Below are 25,841 nucleotides of genomic sequence, written 5' to 3'. Positions count from 1 at the left end.
GAAACTAAGTGTTCTTGGATTTTAGTTTTCCTGATTATGATTTATGATTAAAATCTATGACACCTTGAGCCGGAAGTAGACAGGAGAGGCGCTTGAATGTTTAAGAATGAACCTTTCTGTTGCAGATTAGAATTGCTGTTGTCTGGCTTATTTTTCTTGTCCAGCAAGGATTTTGCTGAATACTTTGATTAGCTTAGGTCCAATCATTTGGGTCTATCCCGCTAAGTGAAGGCGAAGCAGAACTAGAAAGGAAACTACAAGAATGGCAGTATATTTTTACGGCTGTGTCACCATGGATGGCTACTTGGCAGACAGCCAGCACAGGATAGACTGGTTGCATCAGCTTAGTTCTGTAGAGGATACAGGCTATGATGACTTTTACAGGCAAATGGATATTACCATAATGGGCAAGCGGACCTTTGAGGAAATTCAAGATTTGCAAGATGTAGAAAGTTTTTATCAAGCTACGGAAAACTATGTCTTTACGCATGATAGGCACCTGCCTGTCAGCAATTACCAGCCAGTAGCTGGGGATGTGGTGGACTTTGTTCACCAGATTGACAAAGGTAAAAATGTATTTGTGATTGGTGGGAATTCCTTAGTAGGACCGCTCTTAGATGCGGATCTTTTCGACCACCTCATTATTCAGATAGCGCCCCTTATCCTAGGAAAGGGGGTTCCCCTCTTTACCCAAGAGGAAGGGCAGCGCTTTTACCAACTGGATAGCCTCAGACAATTTGGTCCTTTTGCAGAGCTGGTTTTCAGCCGAAAAAGTCAGAAATAGAGAAGGGAGTGGACCACATGATTAAAATTTACGATACCATGACCCGCAGTTTGCGGAATTTTGTGCCTATTACCGAAAAGACGGTCAAGATGTATGTTTGTGGGCCAACTGTGTATAACTATATCCACGTGGGGAATGCTCGTTCAACGGTAGCCTTTGATACCATTCGTCGTTATTTTGAGTATCGTGGCTACGAAGTTGCCTATATTTCCAATTTTACAGATGTGGATGATAAGATTATCAACCGTGCCAAGGAAGAAGGTATCACGCCTCAGGAAGTTGCGGACAAGTACATCGCTGCCTTTCGTGAAGATGTGACGGCCTTAGGCGTGAAGCCTGCAACCCGCCATCCGCGTGTCGTGGAGTTTATGGCTGACATTATCCGTTTTGTAGAAGACTTGATTGAAAAAGGTTTTGCCTACGAGAGTCAAGGGGATGTTTATTTCCGTGTGGAAAAATCCCACAACTATGCCAAATTGGCCAACAAAACCTTGGAAGATTTGGAGCTGGGTGCTTCAGGTCGTACCGATGAAGAAACGGCTCGTAAGGAAAATCCTGTGGACTTTGCCCTATGGAAATCTGCCAAATCAGGAGAGATTTCTTGGGATAGCCCTTGGGGACCTGGTCGTCCGGGCTGGCATATCGAGTGTTCAGTCATGTCGACAGAGATTTTAGGTGATACCATTGATATCCATGGTGGTGGAGCTGACCTAGAATTTCCACACCACACCAACGAGATTGCCCAGTCAGAAGCCAAAACAGGCAAGACCTTTGCCAATTTCTGGATGCACAATGGCTTTGTCAATATCGATAATGTCAAGATGTCCAAGTCCTTGGGTAACTTTATTACAGTTCACGACGCTCTTAAAACACTTGATGGGCAAGTACTTCGTTTCTTCTTTGCGACCCAACACTACCGCAAGCCTATCAACTTTACGGAAAAAGCAGTACGTGATGCAGAGACCAATCTCAAGTATCTGAAGAATACTTATGAGCAACCATTTACTGGAGCTGTGGATGCTCAAGAATTACAAGCCTTTAAAGATAAGTTTGTAGCCGCTATGGATGAAGATTTTAACGCTGCCAACGGTATCACAGTTGTCTTTGAAATGGCCAAATGGATCAATTCAGGCAACTATGATGCAGCTGTCAAGCAAGCTCTTGCAGATATGTTGGAAGTCTTTGGGATTGTCTTTGTTGAGGAAGTATTGGATGTAGAGATTGAAGCCTTGATTCAAAAACGCCAAGAAGCGCGTACCAATCGAGACTTTGCGACAGCTGACCAAATCCGTGATCAACTGGCTGCTCAAGGGATTAAGCTTCTTGACACCAAGGATGGAGTGAGGTGGACACGTGATTGATATCAATCTCATTAATGGGATTGCGCTAGCTTTTGAGGGGGATGCGGTGTATTCTATGTATATTCGTCGTCACCTCATTCTTAAAGGCATGACCAAACCCAATAAACTCCATCAAGAAGCGACCAAGTATGTCTCAGCCAAGGCTCAGGCACGACTGATTTCCCTCATGTTGGAGGAGCAAGTCTTAACGGAAAAAGAAGAAGAAATCTACAAACGTGGTCGCAATACTAATAGCCACACAAAGGCTAAAAATGCCGATGTGGTGACTTACCGTATGTCTACAGGTTTTGAAGCAGTCATGGGCTATCTTCATATGACTGAAAATCTGGAACGTCTTGAGAGCTTGATTTCGTGGTGCATCCAAAAAGTGGAGGGCTAGGACATGATAGCAAAAGAACTACAAGACTGGTTTCCTGAGGCTCAGATTTCAGACCAACCAGTAGAGAAAGAGGGCTATCTCACACTCCCCTTAGCTTCTCAGCAGTGGATTCTGCTGGAGGAAGCTGAACTCAGCGAGCGCGAAAAGCAGTTGGTTGCCCTTTTGACTCAGCAGGAGCAGGCTCGCTCGCTCAATCCTTGGTATTCTTTTCTGATTGAGGGCAAGGGACAGGCACCACAAACTTTTAAAAAGATTCAGCTGGTTTATTGCCATCTTTCCTATTTTCAGCAGGAAAATCTAGCTTCTTGGTTGGATATGATGCGGACACTATTTCCAAACTGTCAGACGGTGCTTCAGGTCGGAGCTCAGGATTATGTTTTCGTGCTTCAACAAGACAAATACACCTCTGTACGAGCTATTTTAAGTGATACGATTGAAGCGGTTGAGTATGACTTTGGACTGCGTCTGTCAATCATGTTGGGTCAGGTTTGGTCTCAGACAGGACATCAAGCCCTATCAGACTTAATCAAAGCGGAGCGGGATTTATTTAAGACTTGGTGGCGTCAGGGTCACCAAGGTGTTCATACCTTTTCTCAGCTCTATCTTTGGAGTATGGGAGAAAGATTCGCTGACTTGAGTGTAATCAAGGAATGTCTGCACCAGATGATTTTGGATCAAGACCAGATTCAGGAAATCATTCTCTCCCTTTGGGAAAATAGTGCTGTTCTCACTAAAACAGCCCAGCAACTCTATCTGCACCGGAATTCTCTCCAATACAAGATTGATAAATGGGAGGAGTTGACAGGGCTTCAGTTGAAGGAGTTGACCGACCTGACCTTGTGTTATCAATTGATTTTACCAGATATTCTCTAAAGTTTTGTGCAAGTTGCACAGAACTTTTTTATTTTTTTGGTCACCTTGCCATAGAAATGTAAAGCGTTTTCATCTATAATAAAACTATCAAAAGACAAAAGGAGTTCACCTCATGGTAGAATTGAATCTTAAAAACATTTACAAAAAATATCCAAACAGCGAACACTATTCAGTTGAAGACTTCAACTTGGACATCAAAGACAAGGAGTTTATTGTTTTCGTAGGTCCTTCAGGATGTGGTAAATCAACTACTCTTCGTATGATTGCTGGTCTTGAAGACATCACAGAAGGTACTGCATCTATCGATGGCGTGGTTGTCAACGACGTAGCTCCAAAAGACCGTGACATCGCCATGGTATTCCAAAACTACGCTCTTTACCCACACATGACTGTTTATGATAACATGGCTTTCGGTTTGAAATTGCGTAAATACAGCAAGGAAGACATCGACAAACGTGTGCAAGAAGCAGCTGAAATCCTTGGATTGAAAGAATTCTTGGAACGTAAACCAGCTGACCTTTCAGGTGGTCAACGTCAACGTGTTGCCATGGGTCGTGCCATTGTCCGTGACGCAAAAGTATTCTTGATGGACGAGCCTTTGTCAAACTTGGATGCCAAACTTCGTGTATCAATGCGTGCTGAAATCGCTAAAATCCACCGTCGTATCGGAGCTACAACTATCTACGTAACTCACGACCAAACAGAAGCGATGACACTTGCAGACCGTATCGTTATCATGTCAGCAACTAAGAACCCTGCTGGTACAGGTACTATCGGACGTGTTGAGCAAATCGGTACTCCTCAAGAAGTTTACAAAAACCCAGTTAACAAATTCGTAGCAGGATTCATCGGAAGCCCAGCTATGAACTTCATCAACGTGAAATTGGTTGGTAGCGAAATTGTTTCTGACGGTTTCCGTTTGAAAGTTCCAGAAGGCGCATTGAAAGTTCTTCGTGAAAAAGGCTACGAAGGTAAAGAATTGATTTTCGGTATCCGTCCAGAAGACGTGAATGCAGAACCTGCTTTCCTTGAAACATTCCCAGAATCAGTTGTCAAAGCTACTATCTCTGTATCAGAATTGCTTGGTTCAGAATCTCACCTTTACTGCCAAGTTGGTAAAGACGAATTTGTTGCCAAAGTTGATGCTCGTGACTACTTGCAAACAGGTGCAACAGTTGAACTTGGATTTGACTTGAACAAAGCACACTTCTTTGATGTAGAAACTGAAAAAACAGTCTACTAAGATAAATGAAACACAAAACACTGCTAGAAATCTGGCAGTGTTTTTTTGCGGTTGCGTAAAAAAACTCCTGGGAAATTCCAGGAGAGTATGAGTAATTATTTGAACTTGAATCCTTCGTAAATAAGCTCTGTTTTTGGACTTTCTTTCTTAATCTGTTTGGCAAGTGACTTCATCATAGAAAGAGGACCACACATATAGACGCTTGCATGATCGGGCACTTTTTCTTGATCAAAATTAAGATAGCCGTCTTTCCTACTGTCTACTAGATGGAGTTCAAAATTAGGATTTTTCTGAGCATAGTCACGGAGCAAATCTAGGTAGACTGCATTTTCCTCTCCATGGAAGCTATAGTAGAAGTGAACCTGTTTATCTAAAATAGGATGTTCACGGATGTAAGAGATGAAGGGGGTGATTCCAATACCTCCAGCAATCCAAACCTGATTTTCTCGTCCTTCTTTTATGATCATGTGTCCGTAAGCTCTGTCTACGCTTACTTTGCTGCCGACTTGAAGATTGTCATAGATATTCTTGGTATGGTCGCCTGAATTTTTAACAGTAAAGTAAAGAGTTTGACCATGACCTCCTGAGATAGAAAAGGGATGCGGAGCGCTTTCAAAGCCTTCTTGGAAAATCTTTAGAAAGGCAAATTGTCCTGATTGATAGTTGAAAGGTCTGCTAAGATGGATTTGAATTTCTCTAGTATCATGATTTAAGTGTTTGAGATTGGTGATTTTCCCTAGATAGGGGAAGCCAATCTTTTGATAAAGGAAGATGATATAAAAACCAGCCAGTAAGCCTAAAAGGGCATAGCTACCAACAAGAAAACTTAGAAGATTAAATGTGAGAAGACGATTGCCCATCATCATGTAGACGTGAAAGAGTCCAAAAATATAAGCTAGATAAACCAGGCGGTGAATCCATCGCCAAGCTTCGTATTGGATGTATTTGGCTAAATAGGCGACAAGGATGATACTGACAAAGATATAGATGGCAAGATTTCCAAACTGAGCAGCTAATCGAGAGCCCCACAAACCGCCCATACTAAAGTTATGAAAGATGAGTAGAATGATGGATAGAAAGGCTGTGAATTTGTGGACGTTGTAGACCTTCTCCAAACCGTGAAACCAGCTTTCTAGTAGTGGGAGACGAGTGGTGAGGATAAAAGTTAGAGATAGGCTTGTTAAAGCTAGTCCTGGGATCATGAATTGGGGAGAAGTGTTCATCCAAGTCAAAATAGTCAAGGCAAAACTAGCTATGATAAAGAGTAGTCCTTTGATTGATTTCATAGAAAATTCCATTTCATTAAGATTTTGATTTGTTGTAAATAAATTTGTTACATTTTATCATAGAAAAAGTATGGTGTCAAATTGAGGTCTATAAATGTTTACTATCATCAAAAAACTCTCCAATTGAACTGGAGAGCTGTTTTTTATTCTGCAGCTTGTTGCCAACGTTTGGCTAGCATATGAGACAGGCTAGAAATTGCTAGGTTAAAGCTGAAGTAGATGAGGGCAATCAGGATATAAAGACTGAAGACCTGCTCTGGTTCGAAATAACGTCCCATGAGAATTTGGCTGGCTCCAAAGAGCTCTTGTAGGGCGATAACAGAGTAGAGCAGGCTGGTATCCTTAATCACGGTTACAAACTGAGAAATGATGGCTGGAAGCATTTTACGGATAGCTTGTGGAAGAATGATGTGGTAGAGGATTTGCGCAGAGGTAAATCCTTGTGACATTCCTGCTTCGTATTGTCCCTTGTCTACAGCATTGAGGCCACCACGGATAATCTCAGCTAGGGCTGCTGAGGTAAAGAGGGTAAAGGCAGTGATTCCGGCTGGTGTGGATTTCATCTTGAACACCAAAAAGATGGTGAAAATCCAGAGGAGGTTGGGAACGTTACGTACAAATTCAATGTAAATGCTGGAAATAATACGCAAGACAGGATTTTTCCCATTTCTCATGACGGCTAGCACCGTTCCGATAAGGGTAGAGAGGACGATTGCAATCAGAGAAATATAGAGGGTCAAGCCAAATCCTTTAAAGATAAAGACTAGGTTATCTGGGGTCAAAACTTCTAAAATGGATTCCATAGTAACCTCCTAAAGTGAATAGGCTTTTTTGTTGGCTTGCTCCATCTTGCGACCAAACTGGGCAACAGGGAAGCAAAGAGAAAAGTAGAGCAGGGCAGCACCTAGAAAGGCTGGAATGTAGTTTCCGTTAAGTGCCGACCAAGACTTGGTCACAAACATCAAGTCCACTCCAGAGATGATAGCGACTGTAGAGGTGTTTTTGATGAGGTTGACGATTTGGTTGGTCAAAGGAGGGAGAATGATACGAAAGGCCTGAGGCAAGATAATCAAGCGCATAGCACTGATATAAGTAAAACCTTGCGACAAGGCGGCTTCCATTTGACCGCTAGGAATAGACTGAATGCCTGAGCGAATAACCTCGGCGATATAGGCGCCGTGATAGAGTCCCACGCAGAGAACAGCCGTCCAATAAATCGGAATCATGATGATATGGTCACTGATAAGTGGTAGACCATAAAAAACGATAACAAACTGCACCAAGAGGGGAGTGTTTTGATAAAATTCCACAAAGATGCGAGCTAAAATGCGTAAAATGGGACGTTGGCTGGTTGACATAGCTCCAAAGAAGATGCCCAAAACCATGGCGAGGATAAAGGATCCAATTGCTAGGGCAAGGGTGAAGAGGAAACCATTGAAAAATTGGCCAAAATCTTGAAAATAGGCTGTCCAAGATGATAAATCTGTCATAGGGTGTCCTCCTTAATCTGCAGTATGGCTAGATGGTTTAAGTTTGTAACGGTCATAGAGTTTCTGCAAACTACCATCCTTGCTCCATTTAGTGACCAAGTTATCAAGATAGTTGTTGAGCTCGGTATTCGATTTCTTGGTAACGATACCGTAGTCAGATGGCTTGAAACTATCATTTAGTAGTTCTGTGCGTTTGCTGATATAGCCAGATAGAATAGATCGGTCAACGGAAAAGGCATCAATACGGTGAGCGTGTAGGGAAGTGATCAATTCTGGGTAGGAACCAAGTTCGACGAATTTAAAGGTTAGACCTTTCTTTTTACCAAGTTCAGTAATCAGGCGTTGAGTAATGGAGCCTTGGGCAACTCCGATGGTTTTGCCGTTTAGGTCTTCAATACTTTTGATTTTGGCAGACTTATTGACCAAAAAGCCAGATGCGTCCGTGTAGTAGGGGCTGGTAAAGTTGTAGAGTTTTTTGCGTTCGTCTGTGATGGTAAAGGTCGCGATATCCATGTCAACTTGTTCATTGTCTAGGAGCGGTCCACGAGTTTGCGCGGTAACAGGAACATAGCGAACCTTGACCTTGAGCTCATCTGCAACCATCTTGGCCAAGTCAGTTTCGATACCAGAATAGGTCCCTGTCTTGGAATCCTTATAGCCAAAGTTGGGAACGTCTTGTTTGACACCGACAACTAGCTCGCCTCTTTTTTGAATATCTGCGACGCTTGTATCGGCCTGAACTGGTTTTGCAGCAGCAAGGCCGAAAAGGCTAATCAATAATGCTGATAAAAAGAATTTCTTTTTCATAAGCGCCTCCTTATTTGACTTTGTCACTTTCGTGGTTGATGATTTTGCTGAGGAATTGTTGGGCACGTGGTTCGCTTGGGTTATCGAAAAAGTCATCGACATCTGTCGTATCCACCAAAACTTCCCCGTCAGCCATAAAGATGATGCGGTCCGCAACTTCACGGGCAAAGCCCATTTCATGGGTAACGACAATCATATTCATACCATCGTGGGCTAATTTTTGCATAACTGCTAGAACATCGCCGATGGTTTCAGGATCAAGAGCAGATGTTGGTTCATCAAAGAGGAGAAGTTCCGGATGCATGGCGAGTCCACGAGCAATGGCGATTCGTTGTTTTTGTCCACCGGATAGCATGGCTGGATAAGAATCTTTCTTGTCCCACATATTTACAAATTCCAGATATTTTTGGGCTGTCTTTTCAGCTTCTTTTTTATCAATTCCTAGAACTTTTATGGGTGCAAGTGTTACGTTTTCTAACACTGTTTTGTGTGGGTAGAGGTTGAAATGCTGGAAAACCATACCGACTTCCTTGCGAAGCGGTACTAAATCTTTCTGGCTGGCACCAGCAACTTGGTGACCATTTACTAGAAGACTTCCCTTGTCGACAGCCTCTAAACCATTAATCGTGCGGATAAGAGTGGACTTCCCAGAACCAGATGGTCCGAGGAGGACAACGACTTGTCCTTTTTCAAAACGGAGATTGATGTCGCGGAGTGCGTGGTAGTCTCCGTAATATTTTTCGACGTGTTCAAATTCTACTAAAGCCATAAGGAATCTCCTTTGTGTTAGATTTTATAACATGATTCTACACCAAAAGAATTGCCTTGTCAAATCATATCTGAAAAAATTCACTAAAATTTTATAAAAAAGCAATCTAGATAGAGAAAACGTCTAAATCATGTTATAATGAAGCAATAGAATTCTTAGAAAGAGTGGATGTCTTTTTGATAACACCTACTTATGAATGGCAGTTTGCCCCGCAGGTTGAAGATGCGGATTTTACAAAGATAGCCAAGAAGGCTGGACTGGGTCCTGAGGTGGCTCGCTTATTATTAGAGAGAGGGATTCAGGATGAAGAGAGCTTGAAGAAGTTTTTAGAACCTTCCTTGGAGGACTTGCATGATCCTTATCTACTTCATGATATGGACAAGGCAGTGGCTCGTATTCGTCAGGCCATTGAAGAAGGAGAAAACATTCTCGTTTATGGAGACTACGATGCGGATGGCATGACTTCGGCTTCGATTGTGAAGGAAAGTTTGGAACAGCTTGGTGCCGAGTGCCGAGTTTACCTGCCTAATCGTTTTACTGATGGATATGGTCCCAATGCTAGTGTTTATAAATACTTTATCGAGCAAGAGGGAACTTCCTTGATAGTGACAGTGGATAATGGGGTTGCCGGTCATGAAGCCATTGAATTGGCCCAGTCTATGGGAGTAGATGTCATTGTGACTGACCACCATTCCATGCCTGAAACTCTGCCCGATGCCTATGCTATCGTTCATCCTGAGCATCCGGATGCGGACTATCCTTTTAAATATTTGGCTGGTTGTGGAGTGGCTTTCAAGCTGGCTTGTGCCCTTTTAGAAGAAGTGCAAGTGGAACTGCTTGATTTGGTTGCGATTGGTACCATTGCTGATATGGTTAGTTTGACAGATGAGAACCGTATCTTGGTTCAGTATGGTCTGGAAATGTTGGGGCATACTCAGCGTATTGGCCTACAAGAAATGCTGGATATGGCTGGGATTGCTGCTAATGAAGTGACGGAAGAGACAGTTGGTTTCCAGATTGCTCCTCGTTTAAATGCCTTAGGTCGCTTGGACGATCCCAATCCTGCCATTGATTTGCTGACTGGATTTGATGATGAGGAAGCGCATGAGATTGCTCTCATGATTCATCAGAAAAACGAAGAGCGCAAGGAAATCGTTCAGTCAATCTATGAAGAAGCTAAGACCATGGTGGATCCTGAGAAGAAGGTCCAGGTCTTGGCCAAGGAAGGCTGGAATCCTGGGGTTCTAGGAATCGTAGCTGGTCGTTTGTTGGAAGAATTAGGACAGACAGTCATCGTTCTTAATATAGAAGACGGTCGTGCCAAGGGTAGTGCTCGTAGTGTGGAAGCGGTCGATATTTTTGAAGCTCTAGATCCCCATCGCGACCTCTTTATCGCCTTTGGCGGTCATGCTGGCGCAGCAGGAATGACGCTAGAAGTGGAGAAACTTTCAGATTTATCTCAGGTCTTGGAAGATTATGTCCGTGAAAAAGGCGCAGATGCTAGTGGTAAAAATAAGTTAAACTTAGATGAAGAACTGGATTTGGAGACTTTGAGTCTTGAAACGGTCAAGAACTTTGAACGCTTGGCACCTTTTGGGATGGATAATCAGAAACCTGTCTTTTATATTAAGGATTTTCAGGTTGAAAGTACTCGTACCATAGGGGCAGGCAATGCCCATCTCAAACTGAAAATCTCTAAGGGTGAAGCGAGTTTTGAGGTGGTGGCCTTCGGTCAAGGCAGATGGGCAACAGAATTTGCTCAAACCAAGAATCTAGAGTTGGCAGTCAAATTGTCTGTCAACCAATGGAATGGCCAAACTGCCCTCCAGTTGATGATGGTGGATGCGCGTGTGGAGGGGGTTCAACTTTTTAACATTCGTGGGAAGAATGCCGTCTTGCCAGAGGGAGTTCCAGTCTTGGATTTTGCTGGAGAAGTGCCAGATTTAGTGACTAGTGACGCGGTTGTCGTAAAAACCATTCCTGAGGATATTACCCTGCTAAAGACCATTTTTCAGGAACAGCATTTCTCTGCTGTCTATTTCAAAAATGACATTGACAAGGCCTATTATCTGACAGGTTATGGAACTAGAGAGCAGTTTGCCAAATTGTACAAGACTATTTACCAGTTTCCAGAGTTTGATATTCGCTACAAGCTGAAGGATTTGGCTACTTATCTCAATATTCAACAAATCTTGCTGGTCAAGATGATTCAAGTGTTTGAAGAACTAGGCTTTGTGACAATCAAAGATGGTGTGATGACAGTCAATAAAGAGGCACCGAAACGTGAAATCGGAGAAAGTCTGATTTACCAAAATCTCAAGCAGACTGTCAAAGACCAAGAAATGATGGCGCTGGGTACGGTGCAAGAAATTTATGACTTTTTGATGGAGAAATAGTAGCAGATTGGAAAGAGTTGGGCAACCAGCTCTTTTTTGAAAACAAATCTTCATTTTGAAAATCATCAAAAAAATGGTATAATGGTAGGAAAAGATTCGGCTAAAAGTAATAGTGCTTTTAGAATAAGAGGGCAAGCAACCCTATAATCAAGATAAATTAAGCTTTCGGAGGAAAAATGAGTAATATCAGTCTAACAACACTTGGTGGTGTACGTGAAAACGGGAAAAATATGTATATCGCTGAAATCGATGGGTCTATTTTCGTTTTGGATGCAGGTCTGAAATACCCTGAAAATGAACAACTAGGGGTGGATGTGGTCATTCCCAATATGGACTACCTTTTTGAAAACAGTGACCGTATCGCTGGGGTCTTCTTGACCCACGGCCATGCGGATGCCATTGGTGCTCTGCCTTATCTCTTGGCGGAAGCCAAGGTACCTGTATTTGGGTCTGAGCTGACTATTGAGTTGGCAAAACTCTTTGTCAAGGGAAATGACACAGTTAAGAAATTCAATGATTTCCATGTTATCGATGAGGATACGGAGATTGATTTTGGAGGGACAGTGGTGTCCTTCTTCCGTACGACCCACTCTATCCCAGAGAGTCTGGGTGTTGTCTTGAAGACAGCTGAGGGTAGTATCGTTTATACAGGTGACTTCAAATTTGACCAGACAGCTAGTGAATCTTATGCCACAGACTTCGCTCGTTTGGCAGAAATCGGTCGTGATGGAGTTCTAGCTCTTCTTAGCGATTCAGCCAATGCGGACAGTAATATCCAAGTGGCTAGCGAAAGTGAAGTTGGGGACGAGATTACTCAAACCATTTCGGACTGGGATGGTCGTATCATTGTTGCAGCAGTAGCCAGCAACCTCTCTCGTATCCAGCAGGTGTTTGATGCTGCGGATGCAACAGGCCGTCGTGTGGTCTTGACAGGATTCGATATTGAAAATATCGTCCGTACTGCTATTCGCCTTAAGAAATTGTCTCTAGCTAACGAGAGTCTTTTGATTAAGCCAAAAGATATGTCTCGTTTTGAAGACCGTGAGTTGATTATCCTTGAGACAGGTCGTATGGGTGAGCCAATCAATGGTCTTCGTAAAATGTCGATTGGTCGCCACCGTTATGTGGAAATCAAGGACGGTGACCTAGTCTATATTGTAACGACACCGTCTATCGCCAAAGAAGCGGTCATGGCACGTGTGGAAAACATGATTTACCAAGCTGGCGGAGTTGTCAAACTGATCACTCAAAGCTTGCGTGTGTCAGGGCATGGAAATGCGCGTGATTTACAGTTGATGATCAATCTCTTGCAACCCAAGTATCTCTTCCCGATTCAAGGGGAATACCGTGAGTTAGATGCTCATGCTAAGGCTGCTATGGCAGTAGGTATGTTGCCAGAACGCATTTTCATCCCTAAAAAGGGAACAAGCATGGCTTATGAGAATGGCGATTTTGTCCCAGCTGGCGCGGTTTCGGCAGGGGATGTCTTGATTGACGGGAATGCCATTGGTGATGTTGGTAATGTGGTTCTTCGTGACCGTAAGGTCTTGTCAGAAGATGGAATTTTCATCGTCGCAATCACCGTTAACCGTCGTGAGAAGAAAATTGTGGCCAAGGCTCGTGTTCACACGCGTGGATTTGTTTATCTCAAGAAGAGCCGTGATATTCTCCGTGAAAGTTCAGAATTGATTAATCAGACGGTAGAAGACTATCTTCAAGGAGATGACTTTGACTGGGCAGATCTTAAAGGGAAGGTTCGTGATAATCTGACCAAGTATCTCTTTGATCAAACTAAGCGTCGTCCAGCTATTTTACCAGTAGTCATGGAAGCAAAATAATCGTTGAAATAAACGGAGAGAAAGTCGAATTTCGGCTTTTTCTTATAGAAAAATAGAGGAAAAATTATGGCAGTAATGAAAATCGAGTATTACTCACAAGTTTTGGATATGGAGTGGGGAGTGAATGTTCTTTACCCCGATGTCAATCGAGTGGAAGAACCAGAGTGTACAGATATCCCTGTCTTGTACCTCTTGCACGGGATGTCTGGCAATCATAATAGTTGGCTCAAGCGGACCAATGTAGAACGCTTACTTCGAGGGACTAATCTCATCGTCGTCATGCCCAATACCAGCAACGGTTGGTATACCGATACCCAGTATGGTTTTGACTATTACACAGCTCTAGCGGAGGAATTGCCACAGGTTTTGAAACGCTTCTTCCCTAATATGACCAGCAAGCGTGAAAATACCTTTATCGCTGGTCTCTCTATGGGAGGCTATGGCTGTTTCAAACTGGCTCTTGCTACAAATCGTTTTTCTCATGCAGCTAGCTTTTCAGGTGCCCTTAGTTTTCAAGATTTTTCTCCTGAGAGTCAAAATCTGGGAACACCGGCTTATTGGAGGGGTGTGTTTGGGGAGATTAAGGATTGGACAGCTAGCACCTATTCTCTAGAAAGTCTGGCTAAAAAATCGGACAAAAAGACCAAGCTTTGGGCTTGGTGTGGTGAACAGGATTTCTTGTATGCAGCCAATAATCTGGCAGTGAAAAACCTCAAAAAAATAGGATTTGATGTGACCTATAGCCATAGCGCTGGAACTCACGAGTGGTATTATTGGGAAAAACAATTGGAACGGTTTCTAGCAACTCTGCCAATTGATTTCAAATTAGAAGAGAGATTGTCATAATTTAGCTTTCTTTCAGCTTGTTTTAGTAAAATAGACTTTATTTGCTAGAAAGGTGGAGGGAAATGCGCTGGATTTTTCGTTTGATAGGGGCTTTCTTTTCTTTTGTGTGGCGTTTGTTTTGGCGCCTGTTTTGGATAGTTGTGCTCTTATGTGCTCTTGCTTTCGGTCTTCTCTGGTATCTGAACGGGGATTTTCAAGGAGCGCTAAAGCAAGCAGAACGGTCAGTAAAGATTGGTCAACAAAGTATTGACCAATGGGAAAAAACTGGGCAACTGCCTAAGTTGAACCAGACAGATAACCATCAACACTCTGAAGGAAGGTGGCCGCAGGCTTCTGCTCGTATTTACCTAGATCCCCAGATGGATTCACGCTTTCAAGAAGCTTATTTAGAAGCAATCCAGAATTGGAATCAAACTGGTGCTTTTAACTTTGAAATTGTCACCGAGTCCAGCAAGGCAGATATCCTGGCTACGGAGATGAATGACGGAGGTACTCCTGTGGCAGGAGAGGCAGAAAGTCAGACCAATCTCTTGACAGGGCAATTCTTATCCGTAACGGTGCGGTTGAATCATTATTATCTGTCCAATCCAGACTATGGTTATTCCTATGAGCGCATTGTCCATACGGCAGAACATGAGTTGGGTCATGCGATTGGCTTGGACCATACAGATGAGAAGTCTGTGATGCAACCTGCAGGTTCCTTTTATGGCATCCAGGAAGAGGATGTTGCAAACCTTCGAAAATTATATGAGACCAATGAGTAGGGGATTATCTTTCCCTACTTTTTTGCTATAATGGAACTATGAATAACTTGATTAAATCAAAACTAGAGCTCTTGCCGACCAGCCCTGGTTGCTACATTCACAAGGATAAAAACGGCACCATTATCTATGTTGGAAAGGCTAAAAATCTGCGTAACCGCGTGAGGTCTTATTTCCGTGGAAGTCATGATACTAAGACAGAGGCTCTGGTGTCTGAAATTGTAGATTTTGAATTTATCGTTACTGAGTCCAATATTGAGGCACTTCTCCTAGAAATCAACCTGATCAAGGAAAATAAGCCTAAATACAATATCATGCTCAAGGATGACAAGTCTTATCCTTTCATCAAAATCACCAATGAACGCTATCCTCGTTTGATTATTACCCGACAGGTCAAGAAGGACGGAGGTCTCTACTTTGGTCCCTATCCAGATGTGGGCGCAGCCAATGAAATCAAGCGGTTGCTGGATCGGATTTTTCCTTTTCGTAAGTGTACCAATCCGCCCTCTAAGGTCTGTTTTTACTACCATATCGGTCAATGTATGGCCCACACCATCTGTAAAAAAGATGAGGCCTATTTCAAGTCCATGGCTCAGGAGGTTTCTGATTTTCTAAAAGGGCAGGATGACAAAATTATTGATGATCTCAAGGGAAAGATGGCAACGGCAGTCCAGACTATGGAATTTGAACGTGCGGCAGAATACCGTGACCTGATTCAGGCCATTGGAACGCTTCGAACCAAGCAACGGGTCATGGCTAAGGATCTCCAAAATCGGGATGTCTTTGGCTACTATGTGGACAAGGGCTGGATGTGTGTGCAGGTTTTCTTTGTCCGTCAGGGTAAGCTCATTGAGCGGGATGTCAATCTTTTCCCTTATTATAATGATCCGGATGAGGACTTTCTAACTTATGTTGGACAATTCTACCAAGAAAAATCTCATCTAGTTCCCAATGAGGTGCTGATTCCGCAGGATATTGACGAAGAAGCGGTCAAGGTCTTGGTGGATACTAAGATTCTCAAACCCCAGCGTGGAGAGAAAAAACAGCTGGTCAATCTAGCCATAAAAAATGCTCGTGTTAGTCTGGAGCAGAAGTTCAATCTGCTAGAAAAATCTGTCGAAAAGACCCAAGGAGCTATTGAAAATCTGGGACGTTTACTCCAGATCCCAACCCCAGTTCGCATTGAGTCCTTCGATAACTCCAATATCATGGGAACCAGTCCTGTTTCAGCCATGGTGGTCTTTGTCAACGGCAAACCAAGTAAAAAAGATTATCGTAAGTATAAAATCAAGACTGTCGTTGGGCCAGACGACTATGCCAGTATGAGAGAAGTCATTCGCAGACGCTATGGTCGAGTACAGCGTGACGGTTTGACTCCGCCAGATTTGATTGTGATTGATGGGGGACAAGGTCAAGTCAATATCGCCAAGCAAGTCATCCAAGAGGAGCTGGGCTTGGATATTCCCATTGCAGGTTTGCAAAAGAATGACAAGCACCAAACCCATGAATTGCTCTTCGGTGATCCACTTGAGGTGGTAGAGTTGTCTCGCAATTCTCAGGAATTTTTCCTCCTCCAACGCATTCAAGATGAGGTGCACCGTTTTGCCATCACTTTCCATCGCCAACTGCGCTCCAAAAATTCCTTTTCATCACAACTGGATGGAATTGAAGGTCTGGGGCCTAAACGTAAGCAAAATCTCATGAAACATTTCAAGTCTCTGACCAAAATCAAGGAAGCCAGTGTGGATGAGATTGTCGAAGTTGGAGTACCAAGAGCAGTAGCAGAGGCTGTGCAGAGGAAGTTGAACCCGCAGGAAACAGAAATCTTGCTTCAAGTAGCGGAAGAAAGAGTAGATTACCAAACGGAAGGAAACCACAATGAACCATAAAATCGCAATTTTATCAGATATTCATGGCAATGCAACTGCACTAGAAGCAGTGATTGCAGATGCTAAAAATCAAGGAGTCAGTGAATACTGGCTTCTGGGAGATATTTTTCTTCCTGGTCCAGGCGAAAATGACTTAGTCGCTCTGCTAAAGGATCTTCCCATCACAGCCAGTGTTCGAGGCAATTGGGATGATCGTATCCTTGAGGCCTTGGATGGCGAATATGGTTTGGAACATCCGAAAGAAATCCAGTCAATGCGCATGACCCAGTTTTTGATGGAGCGAATGGATCCTGCAACGATTGTCTGGCTACGAAGCTTGCCTTTGCTGGAAAAGAAAGAAGTTGAGGGACTGCGTTTTTCTCTCACACATAATTTACCTGACAAAAACTATGGTGGAGATCTACTGGTTGGGAATGATACAGAAAAATTTGACCAACTGCTAGATGCGGAAACCGACGTGGCAGTCTATGGTCATGTTCACAAGCAATTGCTTCGTTATGGCAGTCAAGGGCAACAAATCATCAATCCAGGGTCGATTGGCATGCCCTATTTTAATTGGGAGGCGTTAAAAAATCACCGTGCCCAGTATGCCGTGATAGAAGTTGAAGATGGGGAATTGGTAAATATCCTATTTCGTAAAGTCGCTTATGATTATGAAGCGGAGTTAGAATTGGCCAAGTCCAAGGGGCTTCCCTTTATCGAAATGTATGAAGAGCTACGTCGTGAAGACAACTATCAGGGGCACAATCTGGAACTATTAGCAAGCTTAATAGAAAAGCATGGGTATGTAGAGGATGTGAAGGATTTCTTGGGGGCTATAAAGTCAGAATATAAGATAGACTAGTTTCTTTAAGTAACTGAAAATTAATTGGAACTGGATGAGGGGCTTCCTTATTTAAATGATTTTCTTCATTCGGTTGCTTATCCTTGTTCCAATTTCTTTCTATGAAAAATCTCTGCAAGCTCTTTCAAAATATGGTAGAATGGAAGCAGTAGAATTAGAAAAGGAAATCGATTATGAAATTTCTTGAATTAAACAAAAAACGTCATGCGACTAAGCAGTTCACTGATAAGCCAGTTGATCCCAAAGATGTGCGTACGGCTATCGAAATTGCAACCTTGGCTCCAAGTGCCCACAATAGCCAACCATGGAAATTTGTGGTGGTTCGTGAGAAAAATGCTGAATTGGCAAAGTTGGCTTATGGCTCGAACTTTGAGCAGGTATCATCAGCACCTGTAACCATTGCCCTCTTTACAGATACGGACTTAGCCAAACGTGCTCGCAAGATTGCCCGTGTCGGTGGTGCTAAAAATTTCTCAGAAGAACAACTTCAATACTTCATGAAAAATTTGCCTGCGGAATTTGCCCGTTACAATGAACAACAAGTCAGCGACTACCTAGCCCTCAATGCTGGTTTGGTTGCGATGAACTTGGTTCTCGCTCTTACAGACCAAGGAATTGGCTCAAACCTTATCCTTGGTTTTGACAAATCAAAAATCAATGAAGTTTTGGACATTGAAGACCGTTTCCGTCCAGAACTCTTGATTACAGTGGGTTATACAGACGAAAAATTGGAACCAAGCTATCGCTTGCCAGTAGATGAAATCATCGAGAAAAGATAGAAGGAAGATAATATGACAGCAATTGATTTTACAGCAGAAGTAGAAAAACGAAAAGAAGACCTCTTGGCTGACTTGTTTAGCCTTTTGGAAATCAACTCTGAACGTGATGACAGCAAGGTTGATGCCCAGCATCCATTTGGACCTGGGCCGGTAAAAGCCTTGGAGAAATTCCTTGAAATCGCAGACCGCGATGGCTACCCAACTAAAAATGTTGATAACTATGCAGGACATTTTGAATTTGGTGATGGAGAAGAAGTTCTCGGAATCTTTGCCCACATGGACGTGGTGCCTGCTGGTAGCGGTTGGGACACAGATCCTTACACACCAACTATCAAAGACGGTCGTCTTTATGCGCGTGGGGCTTCGGACGACAAGGGTCCTACAACGGCTTGTTACTATGGTTTGAAAATTATCAAAGAATTGGGACTTCCAACTTCTAAGAAAGTTCGTTTCATCGTTGGAACAGATGAAGAATCAGGTTGGGCAGACATGGACTACTATTTCGAGCACGTAGGACTTGCAAAACCAGACTTTGGTTTCTCTCCAGACGCTGAATTCCCTATCATCAATGGTGAAAAAGGAAATATCACGGAATACCTCCACTTTGCAGGTGAAAATGCAGGTGCTGCCCGTCTTCACAGCTTTACAGGTGGTTTACGTGAAAATATGGTACCAGAATCAGCAACAGCAGTCGTTTCAGGTGATTTGGCTGACTTGCAAGCTAAACTAGATGCCTTTGTTGCAGAACACAAACTTAGAGGAGAACTCCAAGAAGAAGCTGGCCAATATAAGGTGACGATTATTGGTAAATCAGCCCACGGTGCTATGCCTGCTTCAGGTGTCAATGGTGCGACTTACCTAGCCCTCTTCCTTAGCCAGTTTGACTTTGCTGGTCCAGCCAAAGACTACCTTGACATCGCTGGTAAGATTCTCTTGAACGACCATGAGGGTGAAAATCTCAAGATTGCCCATGTGGATGAAAAGATGGGTACTCTTTCTATGAATGCGGGTGTCTTCCGCTTTGACGAAACAAGCGCTGATAATACCATTGCCCTTAACATCCGCTATCCAAAAGGAACAAGTCCAGAACAAATCAAGTCAATCCTTGAAAACTTGCCAGTTGCTTCTGTTAGCCTTTCTGAACATGGTCATACGCCTCACTATGTGCCAATGGAAGATCCACTTGTGCAAACCTTGTTGAATGTTTATGAAAAACAAACTGGTCTTAAAGGTCACGAGCAAGTCATCGGTGGTGGAACCTTTGGTCGCTTGCTAGAACGAGGTGTTGCCTACGGTGCCATGTTCCCAGACTCAATTGACACCATGCACCAAGCCAATGAATTTATCGCCTTGGACGATCTCTTCCGAGCTGCAGCAATCTATGCCGAAGCTATTTATGAATTGATCAAATAAAACGATAGAAGTCTGAGATTGTATGCTTAGACTTCTTTTTGGAGGGAAAGTAGATGTCTCAAATCGAAGGAATCAAGCAGGCTATTATGGCAGATCCACAGAATGCCAACTATACCGCACTCGGAATAGAGCCTCTTTTTGCAGCGCCAAAGACTGCTCGCATCAATATCATCGGTCAGGCACCTGGACTTAAAACTCAAGAAGCAGGCCTTTACTGGAAGGACAAAAGTGGTGATCGTTTGCGAGACTGGCTAGGTGTGGATGAAGATACCTTTTACAATTCAGGATATTTTGCTGTTTTGCCTATGGATTTCTACTTTCCAGGGCATGGCAATTCAGGTGATTTACCACCTCGAGCAGGATTTGCCGAAAAATGGCATCCACAGCTCTTGCGAGAATTACCAGATATTCAATTGACCCTCTTGATTGGACAATATGCCCAGGCCTATTATTTAAAGGAGAAAATCAGTGGCAAGGTGACAGAACGGGTAAAACATTACCAGAACTACTTGCCAACCTATTTTCCACTAGTTCACCCCTCGCCGCGAAATCAAATCTGGATGGCCAAAAATCCTTGGTTTGAGTCAGAAGTGGTGCCGGATTTGAAAAAAAGAATTAAAACTATTTTATAGTCAATGAAAATCAAAGAGCAAACTAGGAAGCTAGCTGCAGGCTGCTCAAAGTACAGCTTTGAGGTTGTGGATAGAACTGACGAAGTCAGTAACCATACCTACGGTAAGGTGACGCTGACGTGGTTTGAAGAGATTTTCGAAGAGTATAAACATTAGAATTTTCTCCTACTTGTCGTGGACTGGGTAGGGGATTTTATTTTTAGACAATTCTCATTTTTAAGAATCTTGAAAACATTCAATATTTACTTCGTGAAGCTTTTTTCATACTCTTATTCATGATATACTAGGTCAGTATTTTATAAATATGAAGGAGATTTACATGGCTAAAAAAGGTGCCCTAACAGGTTTACTCCTGTTTGGAATATTTTTTGGTGCGGGGAACTTGATTTTTCCGCCTTCTCTAGGTGCTCTATCTGGAGAACATTTTCTTCCTGCCATTGCAGGTTTTGTCTTTTCAGGCGTTGGTATCGCCGTCTTGACTCTTATTATTGGAACGCTAAATCCTAAAGGATATATCTACGAGATTTCAACGAAGATAGCGCCTTGGTTTGCGACTCTTTACCTCTCAGTTCTTTACTTGTCAATCGGTCCATTCTTTGCTATTCCACGTACTGCTACAACAGCTTACGAAGTAGGGATTAGCCCTCTTTTGTCGGATGCAAATAAAGGACTTGGCTTGATTGTCTTTACTGTTCTTTATTTTGCGGCAGCATATTTAATCTCGCTTAATCCATCAAAAATCTTGGACCGTATCGGCCGTATCTTAACGCCAGTCTTTGCGATTTTGATCGTTATCTTGGTTGTTTTAGGAGCTATAAAATACGGTGGAACAAGTCCTCAAGCTGCTTCAGCTGCTTATCAAGCTTCTGCTTTTGGTACAGGTTTCCTAGAAGGTTATAATACCTTGGATGCCCTTGCCTCAGTTGCCTTTAGTGTAATCGCAGTTCAAACATTGAAACAACTTGGATTTTCAAGTAAGAAAGAATACATTTCAACTATTTGGGTGGTTGGTATCGTTGTTGCCCTTGCATTCAGCGCTCTTTACATCGGTTTAGGTTTCCTTGGAAATCATTTCCCAGTACCAGCTGAAGCGATGAAGGGTGGAACACCAGGTGTTTATATCTTGTCACAAGCCACTCAAGAAATCTTTGGCTCAACAGCTCAACTCTTCCTGGCAGCTATGGTTACTGTAACCTGCTTCACAACAACAGTTGGTCTGATTGTGTCAACAGCTGAGTTCTTTAATGAGCGTTTCCCACAAATCAGTTACAAGGTTTATGCGACAGCCTTTACCTTGATTGGTTTTGCCATTGCCAATTTGGGTCTTGATGCGATTATCAAGTACTCCATTCCAGTACTGGTTATCTTGTACCCAATCACGATTGCCATCGTTATGATTGTCATTGTCAACAAATTTGTGGCTCTTTCAAAACCAGGTATGCAGTTGACAATCGCTGTGGTTACAGCTATTGCTATTGCAAGCGTACTAGGAAGCTCGTTTAAGGTTGAGTTTCTTGCAAATCTTGTCAACGCTCTTCCTTTTGCTAAGGCATCTCTCCCATGGTTGGTGCCTGCTATCGTTGGAATCTTGCTCTCACTGGTTCTACCAAACAAGCAAGAAAGCGATGTTTTTGAAATGGAATAATCACTAAAATCACTTTTGTAGCCAAGTCTACAGAGTGATTTTCTTTTTTTATCCGATGATAAATGTGTTATAATAGGTAGCAAAAGAGGTGAAGAAATGAATCAAACAGTAGAATATATTAAAGAACTGACAGCCATTGCGTCGCCAACGGGCTTCACTCGTGAGATTTCGGATTATTTAGTCAAGACTCTAGAAGGTTTTGGTTACCAGCCGATTCGTACAGCCAAGGGTGGTGTCAATGTGACCATTAAAGGTCAAAACGATGAGCAACAACGATATGTGACTGCCCATGTAGATACGCTGGGTGCTATTGTCCGTGCTGTCAAAGCAGATGGTCGTCTCAAATTGGACCGTATCGGTGGTTTTCCTTGGAACATGATTGAAGGAGAAAACTGTACCGTTCACGTAGCTAGCACAGGACAAAAAGTATCAGGAACTATTCTCATCCACCAAACTTCTTGCCATGTTTATAAGGATGCAGGAACTGCAGAACGCACGCAGGACAATATGGAAGTGCGTTTGGATGCAAAAGTAACCAGTGAAAAAGAAACTCGTTCTCTTGGTATTGAGGTCGGCGATTTTATCAGCTTTGACCCACGAACCGTCGTGACAGAGACAGGTTTTATCAAGTCTCGTCATTTGGATGATAAGGTCAGCGCAGCGATTTTGCTTAACCTGCTTCGTATTTATAAGGAAGAGAAGATTGAATTGCCCGTAACAACCCATTTTGCTTTTTCAGTTTTTGAAGAAGTGGGGCATGGAGCTAACTCTAATATCCCTGCTCAGGTAGTAGAATATCTGGCTGTGGATATGGGAGCTATGGGAGATGACCAGCAAACAGATGAGTACACAGTGTCTATCTGTGTCAAGGATGCTTCAGGGCCTTATCACTATGACTTCCGTCAACATTTGGTGGCCTTGGCTAAAGAGCAAGATATTCCATTTAAGCTGGATATCTATCCGTTTTATGGTTCGGATGCTTCGGCAGCTATGTCTGCAGGGGCAGAAGTCAAACACGCCCTTCTCGGTGCTGGTATCGAGTCTAGCCACTCATATGAACGTACTCATATTGATTCAGTGACCGCAACAGAGCGTATGGTTGATGCTTATCTGAAGAGCGAATTGGTAGACTAATATGTGCCTTATATGCCAGAGAATTGAGCTCATCAAGGCTGGGGAAAATCCCTATTTTGTCAAAGAGTTGGAAACAGGCTATCTTGTGATTGGAGATCACCAGTATTTTGCAGGCTATAGTCTCTTTCTAGCCAAGGAACACGTCACCGAATTGCACCATTTGAAAAAGGAGACAAGACTCCGTTTTCTAGAAGAAATGAGTGTGGTTCAAGAGGCGGTTGCTAAGACCTTTGCTGCCGAGAAAATGAATATCGAACTGCTAGGCAATGGTGATGCCCATCTTCATTGGCATCTGTTTCCTAGACGAAGAGGTGATATGAACGGTCACGGTCTCAATGGACGTGGTCCAGTTTGGTGGGTTCCTTTTGAAGAAATGACAGCAGAAACCTGCCAAGCAAAATCGGATGAGATTAAAAAATTAGTCAAACGTTTATCGTCAGAAGTAGATAACCTATTAGAAATAAAGGAGTAGAAATGAAAAAAAGATACCTTGTCTTGACAGCTTTGCTAGCCTTGAGTCTAGCAGCTTGTTCACAAGAAAAAGCAAAAAATGAAGATGGCTCAGTTAAGACAGAGCAAACAGCTAAAGCTGATGGAACAGTAGGAAGTAAGGCTCAAGGAGCTGCCCAGAAAAAAGCAGAAGTGGTTAACAAAGGAGACTACTACAGCATCCAAGGGAAATACGATGAAATCATCGTAGCCAATAAACACTACCCATTGTCAAAAGACTACAATCCAGGGGAAAATCCAACAGCCAAGGCTGAGTTGGTCAAACTCATTAAAGCTATGCAAGAGGCAGGATTCCCGATTAGTGATCATTACAGTGGTTTTAGAAGTTATGAAACTCAGACCAAGCTCTATCAAGATTATGTCAACCAAGATGGGAAGGCAGCAGCTGACCGTTATTCTGCTCGACCTGGCTATAGCGAACACCAGACAGGTTTAGCCTTTGATGTGATTGGGACAAATGGTGATTTGGTAACAGAAGAAAAAGCGGCCCAATGGCTCTTGGACCATGCTGCTGATTATGGCTTTGTTGTCCGTTATCTCAAAGGTAAAGAAAAAGAAACAGGATATATGGCTGAGGAATGGCACCTTCGATATGTCGGAAAAGAAGCTAAAGAAATAGCTGCCAGTGGTCTCAGTTTGGAAGAATACTACGGCTTTGAAGGCGGAGATTACGTCGATTAAAAAATAAACTTTTCTCTTGCAATTCTAGATAAATAGTGTATAATAGATGAGTATGTGTAAAGCATGCTTGTGGGAGGTAAAAATCTTTAATTACCGCCAAAACCACAAAGGAGGATTTAAAAATGGCTAAAAAAGTCGAAAAACTTGTAAAATTGCAAATCCCTGCTGGTAAAGCTACACCAGCTCCACCGGTTGGACCTGCTCTTGGTCAAGCTGGTATCAACATCATGGGATTCACAAAAGAGTTCAACGCTCGTACAGCTGACCAAGCTGGTATGATCATTCCAGTTGTTATCTCAGTTTACGAAGATAAATCATTTACTTTCATCACTAAAACACCACCAGCTGCTGTTCTTTTGAAAAAAGCTGCAGGTGTTGAAAAAGGATCAGGTACACCTAACAAAACTAAAGTTGCTACAGTTACTCGTGCACAAGTACAAGAAATTGCAGAAACTAAGATGCCAGATTTGAACGCAGCAAACGTAGAGTCTGCAATGCGTATGATCGAAGGTACTGCTCGTTCTATGGGATTCACTGTTGTTGACTAATCAATAACACCCCAATATAACCCGCAAGACTTCATCATTTCGAGAAGTGACGTGGGAGATGAAAATCGATTGAACCACTTACAAGGAGAATAGAAAATGGCTAAAAAAAGCAAACAACTTCGTGCTGCTCTTGAGAAAATCGACAGCACAAAAGCATACAGCGTAGAAGAAGCTGTAGCACTTGCAAAAGAAACTAACTTTGCAAAATTTGACGCAACTGTAGAAGTTGCTTACAACTTGAACATCGACGTTAAAAAAGCTGACCAACAAATCCGTGGAGCAATGGTATTGCCAAACGGTACTGGTAAAACTTCACGCGTTCTTGTTTTCGCACGTGGTGCAAAAGCTGAAGAAGCAAAAGCTGCTGGTGCAGACTTTGTTGGTGAAGATGACCTTGTTGCTAAAATCAACGACGGTTGGTTGGACTTCGACGTAGTTATCGCTACACCTGACATGATGGCTCTTGTTGGACGTCTTGGACGTGTCCTTGGACCACGTAACTTGATGCCAAACCCTAAAACTGGTACTGTAACAATGGATGTTGCTAAAGCAGTTGAAGAGTCTAAAGGTGGTAAAATCACTTACCGTGCTGACCGTGCAGGTAACGTTCAAGCAATCATCGGTAAAGTATCATTTGAAGCTGAAAAATTGGTTGAAAACTTCAAAGCTTTCAACGAAACAATCCAAAAAGCAAAACCAGCTACAGCTAAAGGAACTTACGTAACAAACTTGACTATCACAACTACTCAAGGTGTTGGTATCAAAGTTGACGTAAACTCACTTTAATCAATAGATTATATCAGAGAACGAGTGCGAAAGTGCTCGTTTTTTTGTTTTATTTCACTATACTTCATTAGGCTCTTTGTCAACTGTAGTGGGTTGAAGAAAAGCTAAGCTCTAGAAAGGACAGATTTAGTCCTTTCTTTTTTGATA

Annotated in this window: 25 protein-coding genes; 20 read left to right on the top strand and 5 right to left on the bottom strand. The window is 42.8% G+C overall.

Going from position 1 to position 25,841, the window contains the following annotated elements; all coding sequences use genetic code 11:
• Window positions 1-262: 262 nt before the first annotated feature.
• From QP439_RS00855 to QP439_RS00835, 5 genes are all read left to right on the top strand, one after another.
• A complete protein-coding gene (locus QP439_RS00855) occupies window positions 263-784 on the top strand; it encodes a dihydrofolate reductase family protein (RefSeq protein WP_261121384.1) in 522 nt (173 codons plus the stop codon).
• A gap of 17 nt (window positions 785-801) precedes the next feature.
• Complete coding sequence (gene cysS, locus QP439_RS00850) at window positions 802-2,145, top strand: cysteine--tRNA ligase (protein WP_261121383.1); 1,344 nt, start codon at window positions 802-804, stop codon at window positions 2,143-2,145.
• The gene (locus QP439_RS00845; protein ID WP_094753179.1) at window positions 2,138-2,524 is read left to right on the top strand and encodes a Mini-ribonuclease 3; all 387 of its coding nucleotides are present in this window, start codon (window positions 2,138-2,140) and stop codon (window positions 2,522-2,524) included. The genes cysS and QP439_RS00845 overlap by 8 nt, the downstream gene beginning before the upstream one ends.
• A 3-nt stretch (window positions 2,525-2,527) precedes the next feature.
• A complete protein-coding gene (locus tag QP439_RS00840) occupies window positions 2,528-3,397 on the top strand; it encodes a PucR family transcriptional regulator (RefSeq protein ID WP_285387046.1) in 870 nt (289 codons plus the stop codon).
• Between the two features lie 112 nt (window positions 3,398-3,509).
• Window positions 3,510-4,640 carry an ABC transporter ATP-binding protein gene (locus tag QP439_RS00835; protein WP_000229952.1) on the top strand — a complete coding sequence of 377 codons (1,131 nt, stop codon included), beginning with the start codon at window positions 3,510-3,512 and terminating at the stop codon, window positions 4,638-4,640.
• A 95-nt stretch (window positions 4,641-4,735) separates the two neighbouring features.
• Here the strand turns inward: QP439_RS00835 and QP439_RS00830 are convergent, their stop codons facing one another.
• From QP439_RS00830 to QP439_RS00810, 5 genes are all read right to left on the bottom strand, one after another.
• A complete protein-coding gene (locus tag QP439_RS00830; RefSeq protein ID WP_285387043.1) occupies window positions 4,736-5,926 on the bottom strand; it encodes a ferredoxin reductase family protein in 1,191 nt (396 codons plus the stop codon).
• Between the two features lie 143 nt (window positions 5,927-6,069).
• On the bottom strand, window positions 6,070-6,729 hold the full coding sequence (locus QP439_RS00825) for an amino acid ABC transporter permease (protein WP_000443889.1): 660 nt from the start codon (window positions 6,727-6,729) through the stop codon (window positions 6,070-6,072).
• 9 nt (window positions 6,730-6,738) lie between these two features.
• Complete coding sequence (locus QP439_RS00820; RefSeq protein WP_285387039.1) at window positions 6,739-7,416, bottom strand: amino acid ABC transporter permease; 678 nt, start codon at window positions 7,414-7,416, stop codon at window positions 6,739-6,741.
• A gap of 12 nt (window positions 7,417-7,428) precedes the next feature.
• Window positions 7,429-8,223, bottom strand: a complete 795-nt coding sequence (locus tag QP439_RS00815; RefSeq protein ID WP_080713149.1) for a transporter substrate-binding domain-containing protein — start codon at window positions 8,221-8,223, stop codon at window positions 7,429-7,431.
• Window positions 8,224-8,233: 10 nt separating this feature from the next.
• Window positions 8,234-8,992 carry an amino acid ABC transporter ATP-binding protein gene (locus tag QP439_RS00810; RefSeq protein WP_001229569.1) on the bottom strand — a complete coding sequence of 253 codons (759 nt, stop codon included), beginning with the start codon at window positions 8,990-8,992 and terminating at the stop codon, window positions 8,234-8,236.
• A 176-nt stretch (window positions 8,993-9,168) separates the two neighbouring features.
• Here QP439_RS00810 and recJ point away from each other — a divergent pair, with 176 nt between their 5' ends.
• The 15 genes from recJ (at window position 9,169) to rplA (ending at window position 25,694) form a co-directional block, all read left to right on the top strand.
• Window positions 9,169-11,388 (top strand): single-stranded-DNA-specific exonuclease RecJ, encoded by a 2,220-nt coding sequence (gene recJ / locus QP439_RS00805; protein ID WP_285387034.1) that lies wholly within the window; start codon window positions 9,169-9,171, stop codon window positions 11,386-11,388.
• A gap of 176 nt (window positions 11,389-11,564) precedes the next feature.
• Window positions 11,565-13,226 (top strand): ribonuclease J, encoded by a 1,662-nt coding sequence (locus QP439_RS00800; RefSeq protein ID WP_084950967.1) that lies wholly within the window; start codon window positions 11,565-11,567, stop codon window positions 13,224-13,226.
• A 66-nt stretch (window positions 13,227-13,292) separates the two neighbouring features.
• Window positions 13,293-14,072: an alpha/beta hydrolase gene (locus tag QP439_RS00795; RefSeq protein ID WP_254753881.1), complete on the top strand. Its 780-nt coding sequence runs from the start codon at window positions 13,293-13,295 to the stop codon at window positions 14,070-14,072.
• Window positions 14,073-14,134: 62 nt separating this feature from the next.
• On the top strand, window positions 14,135-14,836 hold the full coding sequence (locus tag QP439_RS00790; protein WP_254753882.1) for a M57 family metalloprotease: 702 nt from the start codon (window positions 14,135-14,137) through the stop codon (window positions 14,834-14,836).
• Between the two features lie 38 nt (window positions 14,837-14,874).
• Entirely contained in the window at window positions 14,875-16,722 is a 1,848-nt protein-coding gene (uvrC, locus tag QP439_RS00785; RefSeq protein WP_254753883.1) for an excinuclease ABC subunit UvrC, read from the top strand.
• Window positions 16,712-17,566, top strand: coding sequence for a metallophosphoesterase family protein (locus tag QP439_RS00780; RefSeq protein ID WP_254753884.1), 855 nt, complete (start codon window positions 16,712-16,714; stop codon window positions 17,564-17,566). Before uvrC ends, QP439_RS00780 begins: the two co-directional genes overlap by 11 nt.
• 173 nt (window positions 17,567-17,739) lie before the next feature.
• Entirely contained in the window at window positions 17,740-18,345 is a 606-nt protein-coding gene (locus QP439_RS00775; RefSeq protein WP_061589892.1) for a nitroreductase family protein, read from the top strand.
• Window positions 18,346-18,357: 12 nt separating this feature from the next.
• Window positions 18,358-19,758, top strand: a complete 1,401-nt coding sequence (gene pepV, locus QP439_RS00770) for a dipeptidase PepV (RefSeq protein WP_261047516.1) — start codon at window positions 18,358-18,360, stop codon at window positions 19,756-19,758.
• Between the two features lie 53 nt (window positions 19,759-19,811).
• Window positions 19,812-20,390 (top strand): uracil-DNA glycosylase family protein, encoded by a 579-nt coding sequence (locus QP439_RS00765; protein ID WP_229294844.1) that lies wholly within the window; start codon window positions 19,812-19,814, stop codon window positions 20,388-20,390.
• Window positions 20,391-20,709: 319 nt separating this feature from the next.
• On the top strand, window positions 20,710-22,035 hold the full coding sequence (gene brnQ, locus QP439_RS00760; protein ID WP_001074583.1) for a branched-chain amino acid transport system II carrier protein: 1,326 nt from the start codon (window positions 20,710-20,712) through the stop codon (window positions 22,033-22,035).
• 96 nt (window positions 22,036-22,131) lie between these two features.
• Complete coding sequence (locus tag QP439_RS00755; protein WP_285387017.1) at window positions 22,132-23,169, top strand: M42 family metallopeptidase; 1,038 nt, start codon at window positions 22,132-22,134, stop codon at window positions 23,167-23,169.
• Between the two features lies 1 nt (window position 23,170).
• On the top strand, window positions 23,171-23,641 hold the full coding sequence (locus tag QP439_RS00750) for an HIT family protein (RefSeq protein WP_049551117.1): 471 nt from the start codon (window positions 23,171-23,173) through the stop codon (window positions 23,639-23,641).
• Window positions 23,642-23,643: 2 nt separating this feature from the next.
• Window positions 23,644-24,360 (top strand): LD-carboxypeptidase LdcB/DacB, encoded by a 717-nt coding sequence (ldcB, locus tag QP439_RS00745; RefSeq protein ID WP_049551116.1) that lies wholly within the window; start codon window positions 23,644-23,646, stop codon window positions 24,358-24,360.
• Between the two features lie 122 nt (window positions 24,361-24,482).
• Window positions 24,483-24,908 carry a 50S ribosomal protein L11 gene (gene rplK / locus QP439_RS00740; protein WP_001085807.1) on the top strand — a complete coding sequence of 142 codons (426 nt, stop codon included), beginning with the start codon at window positions 24,483-24,485 and terminating at the stop codon, window positions 24,906-24,908.
• A gap of 96 nt (window positions 24,909-25,004) precedes the next feature.
• On the top strand, window positions 25,005-25,694 hold the full coding sequence (gene rplA / locus QP439_RS00735; RefSeq protein WP_001085675.1) for a 50S ribosomal protein L1: 690 nt from the start codon (window positions 25,005-25,007) through the stop codon (window positions 25,692-25,694).
• The last annotated feature ends 147 nt before the right edge of the window (window positions 25,695-25,841 follow it).

The sequence above is a fragment of the Streptococcus sp. UMB1203 genome (assembly GCF_030217725.1).
Taxonomy (GTDB): Bacteria; Bacillota; Bacilli; order Lactobacillales; family Streptococcaceae; genus Streptococcus.
Note: the sequence above shows the minus strand (reverse complement) of the source record. Positions and strands in the feature narration are given on the sequence as shown.

Excerpts from the sequence above, each read along its gene's own strand:
- QP439_RS00855 (WP_261121384.1), top strand. The coding sequence starts at position 263 with ATGGCAGTATATTTTTACGGCTGTGTCACCATGGATGGCTACTTGGCA.
- cysS (WP_261121383.1), top strand. The coding sequence starts at position 802 with ATGATTAAAATTTACGATACCATGACCCGCAGTTTGCGGAATTTTGTG.
- QP439_RS00840 (WP_285387046.1), top strand. The coding sequence starts at position 2,528 with ATGATAGCAAAAGAACTACAAGACTGGTTTCCTGAGGCTCAGATTTCA.
- QP439_RS00835 (WP_000229952.1), top strand. The coding sequence starts at position 3,510 with ATGGTAGAATTGAATCTTAAAAACATTTACAAAAAATATCCAAACAGC.
- QP439_RS00830 (WP_285387043.1), bottom strand. The coding sequence starts at position 5,926 with ATGAAATCAATCAAAGGACTACTCTTTATCATAGCTAGTTTTGCCTTG.
- QP439_RS00825 (WP_000443889.1), bottom strand. The coding sequence starts at position 6,729 with ATGGAATCCATTTTAGAAGTTTTGACCCCAGATAACCTAGTCTTTATC.
- QP439_RS00820 (WP_285387039.1), bottom strand. The coding sequence starts at position 7,416 with ATGACAGATTTATCATCTTGGACAGCCTATTTTCAAGATTTTGGCCAA.
- QP439_RS00815 (WP_080713149.1), bottom strand. The coding sequence starts at position 8,223 with ATGAAAAAGAAATTCTTTTTATCAGCATTATTGATTAGCCTTTTCGGC.
- QP439_RS00810 (WP_001229569.1), bottom strand. The coding sequence starts at position 8,992 with ATGGCTTTAGTAGAATTTGAACACGTCGAAAAATATTACGGAGACTAC.
- QP439_RS00800 (WP_084950967.1), top strand. The coding sequence starts at position 11,565 with ATGAGTAATATCAGTCTAACAACACTTGGTGGTGTACGTGAAAACGGG.
- QP439_RS00795 (WP_254753881.1), top strand. The coding sequence starts at position 13,293 with ATGGCAGTAATGAAAATCGAGTATTACTCACAAGTTTTGGATATGGAG.
- QP439_RS00790 (WP_254753882.1), top strand. The coding sequence starts at position 14,135 with ATGCGCTGGATTTTTCGTTTGATAGGGGCTTTCTTTTCTTTTGTGTGG.
- uvrC (WP_254753883.1), top strand. The coding sequence starts at position 14,875 with ATGAATAACTTGATTAAATCAAAACTAGAGCTCTTGCCGACCAGCCCT.
- QP439_RS00780 (WP_254753884.1), top strand. The coding sequence starts at position 16,712 with ATGAACCATAAAATCGCAATTTTATCAGATATTCATGGCAATGCAACT.
- QP439_RS00775 (WP_061589892.1), top strand. The coding sequence starts at position 17,740 with ATGAAATTTCTTGAATTAAACAAAAAACGTCATGCGACTAAGCAGTTC.
- pepV (WP_261047516.1), top strand. The coding sequence starts at position 18,358 with ATGACAGCAATTGATTTTACAGCAGAAGTAGAAAAACGAAAAGAAGAC.
- QP439_RS00765 (WP_229294844.1), top strand. The coding sequence starts at position 19,812 with ATGTCTCAAATCGAAGGAATCAAGCAGGCTATTATGGCAGATCCACAG.
- brnQ (WP_001074583.1), top strand. The coding sequence starts at position 20,710 with ATGGCTAAAAAAGGTGCCCTAACAGGTTTACTCCTGTTTGGAATATTT.
- QP439_RS00755 (WP_285387017.1), top strand. The coding sequence starts at position 22,132 with ATGAATCAAACAGTAGAATATATTAAAGAACTGACAGCCATTGCGTCG.
- QP439_RS00750 (WP_049551117.1), top strand. The coding sequence starts at position 23,171 with ATGTGCCTTATATGCCAGAGAATTGAGCTCATCAAGGCTGGGGAAAAT.
- ldcB (WP_049551116.1), top strand. The coding sequence starts at position 23,644 with ATGAAAAAAAGATACCTTGTCTTGACAGCTTTGCTAGCCTTGAGTCTA.
- rplK (WP_001085807.1), top strand. The coding sequence starts at position 24,483 with ATGGCTAAAAAAGTCGAAAAACTTGTAAAATTGCAAATCCCTGCTGGT.
- rplA (WP_001085675.1), top strand. The coding sequence starts at position 25,005 with ATGGCTAAAAAAAGCAAACAACTTCGTGCTGCTCTTGAGAAAATCGAC.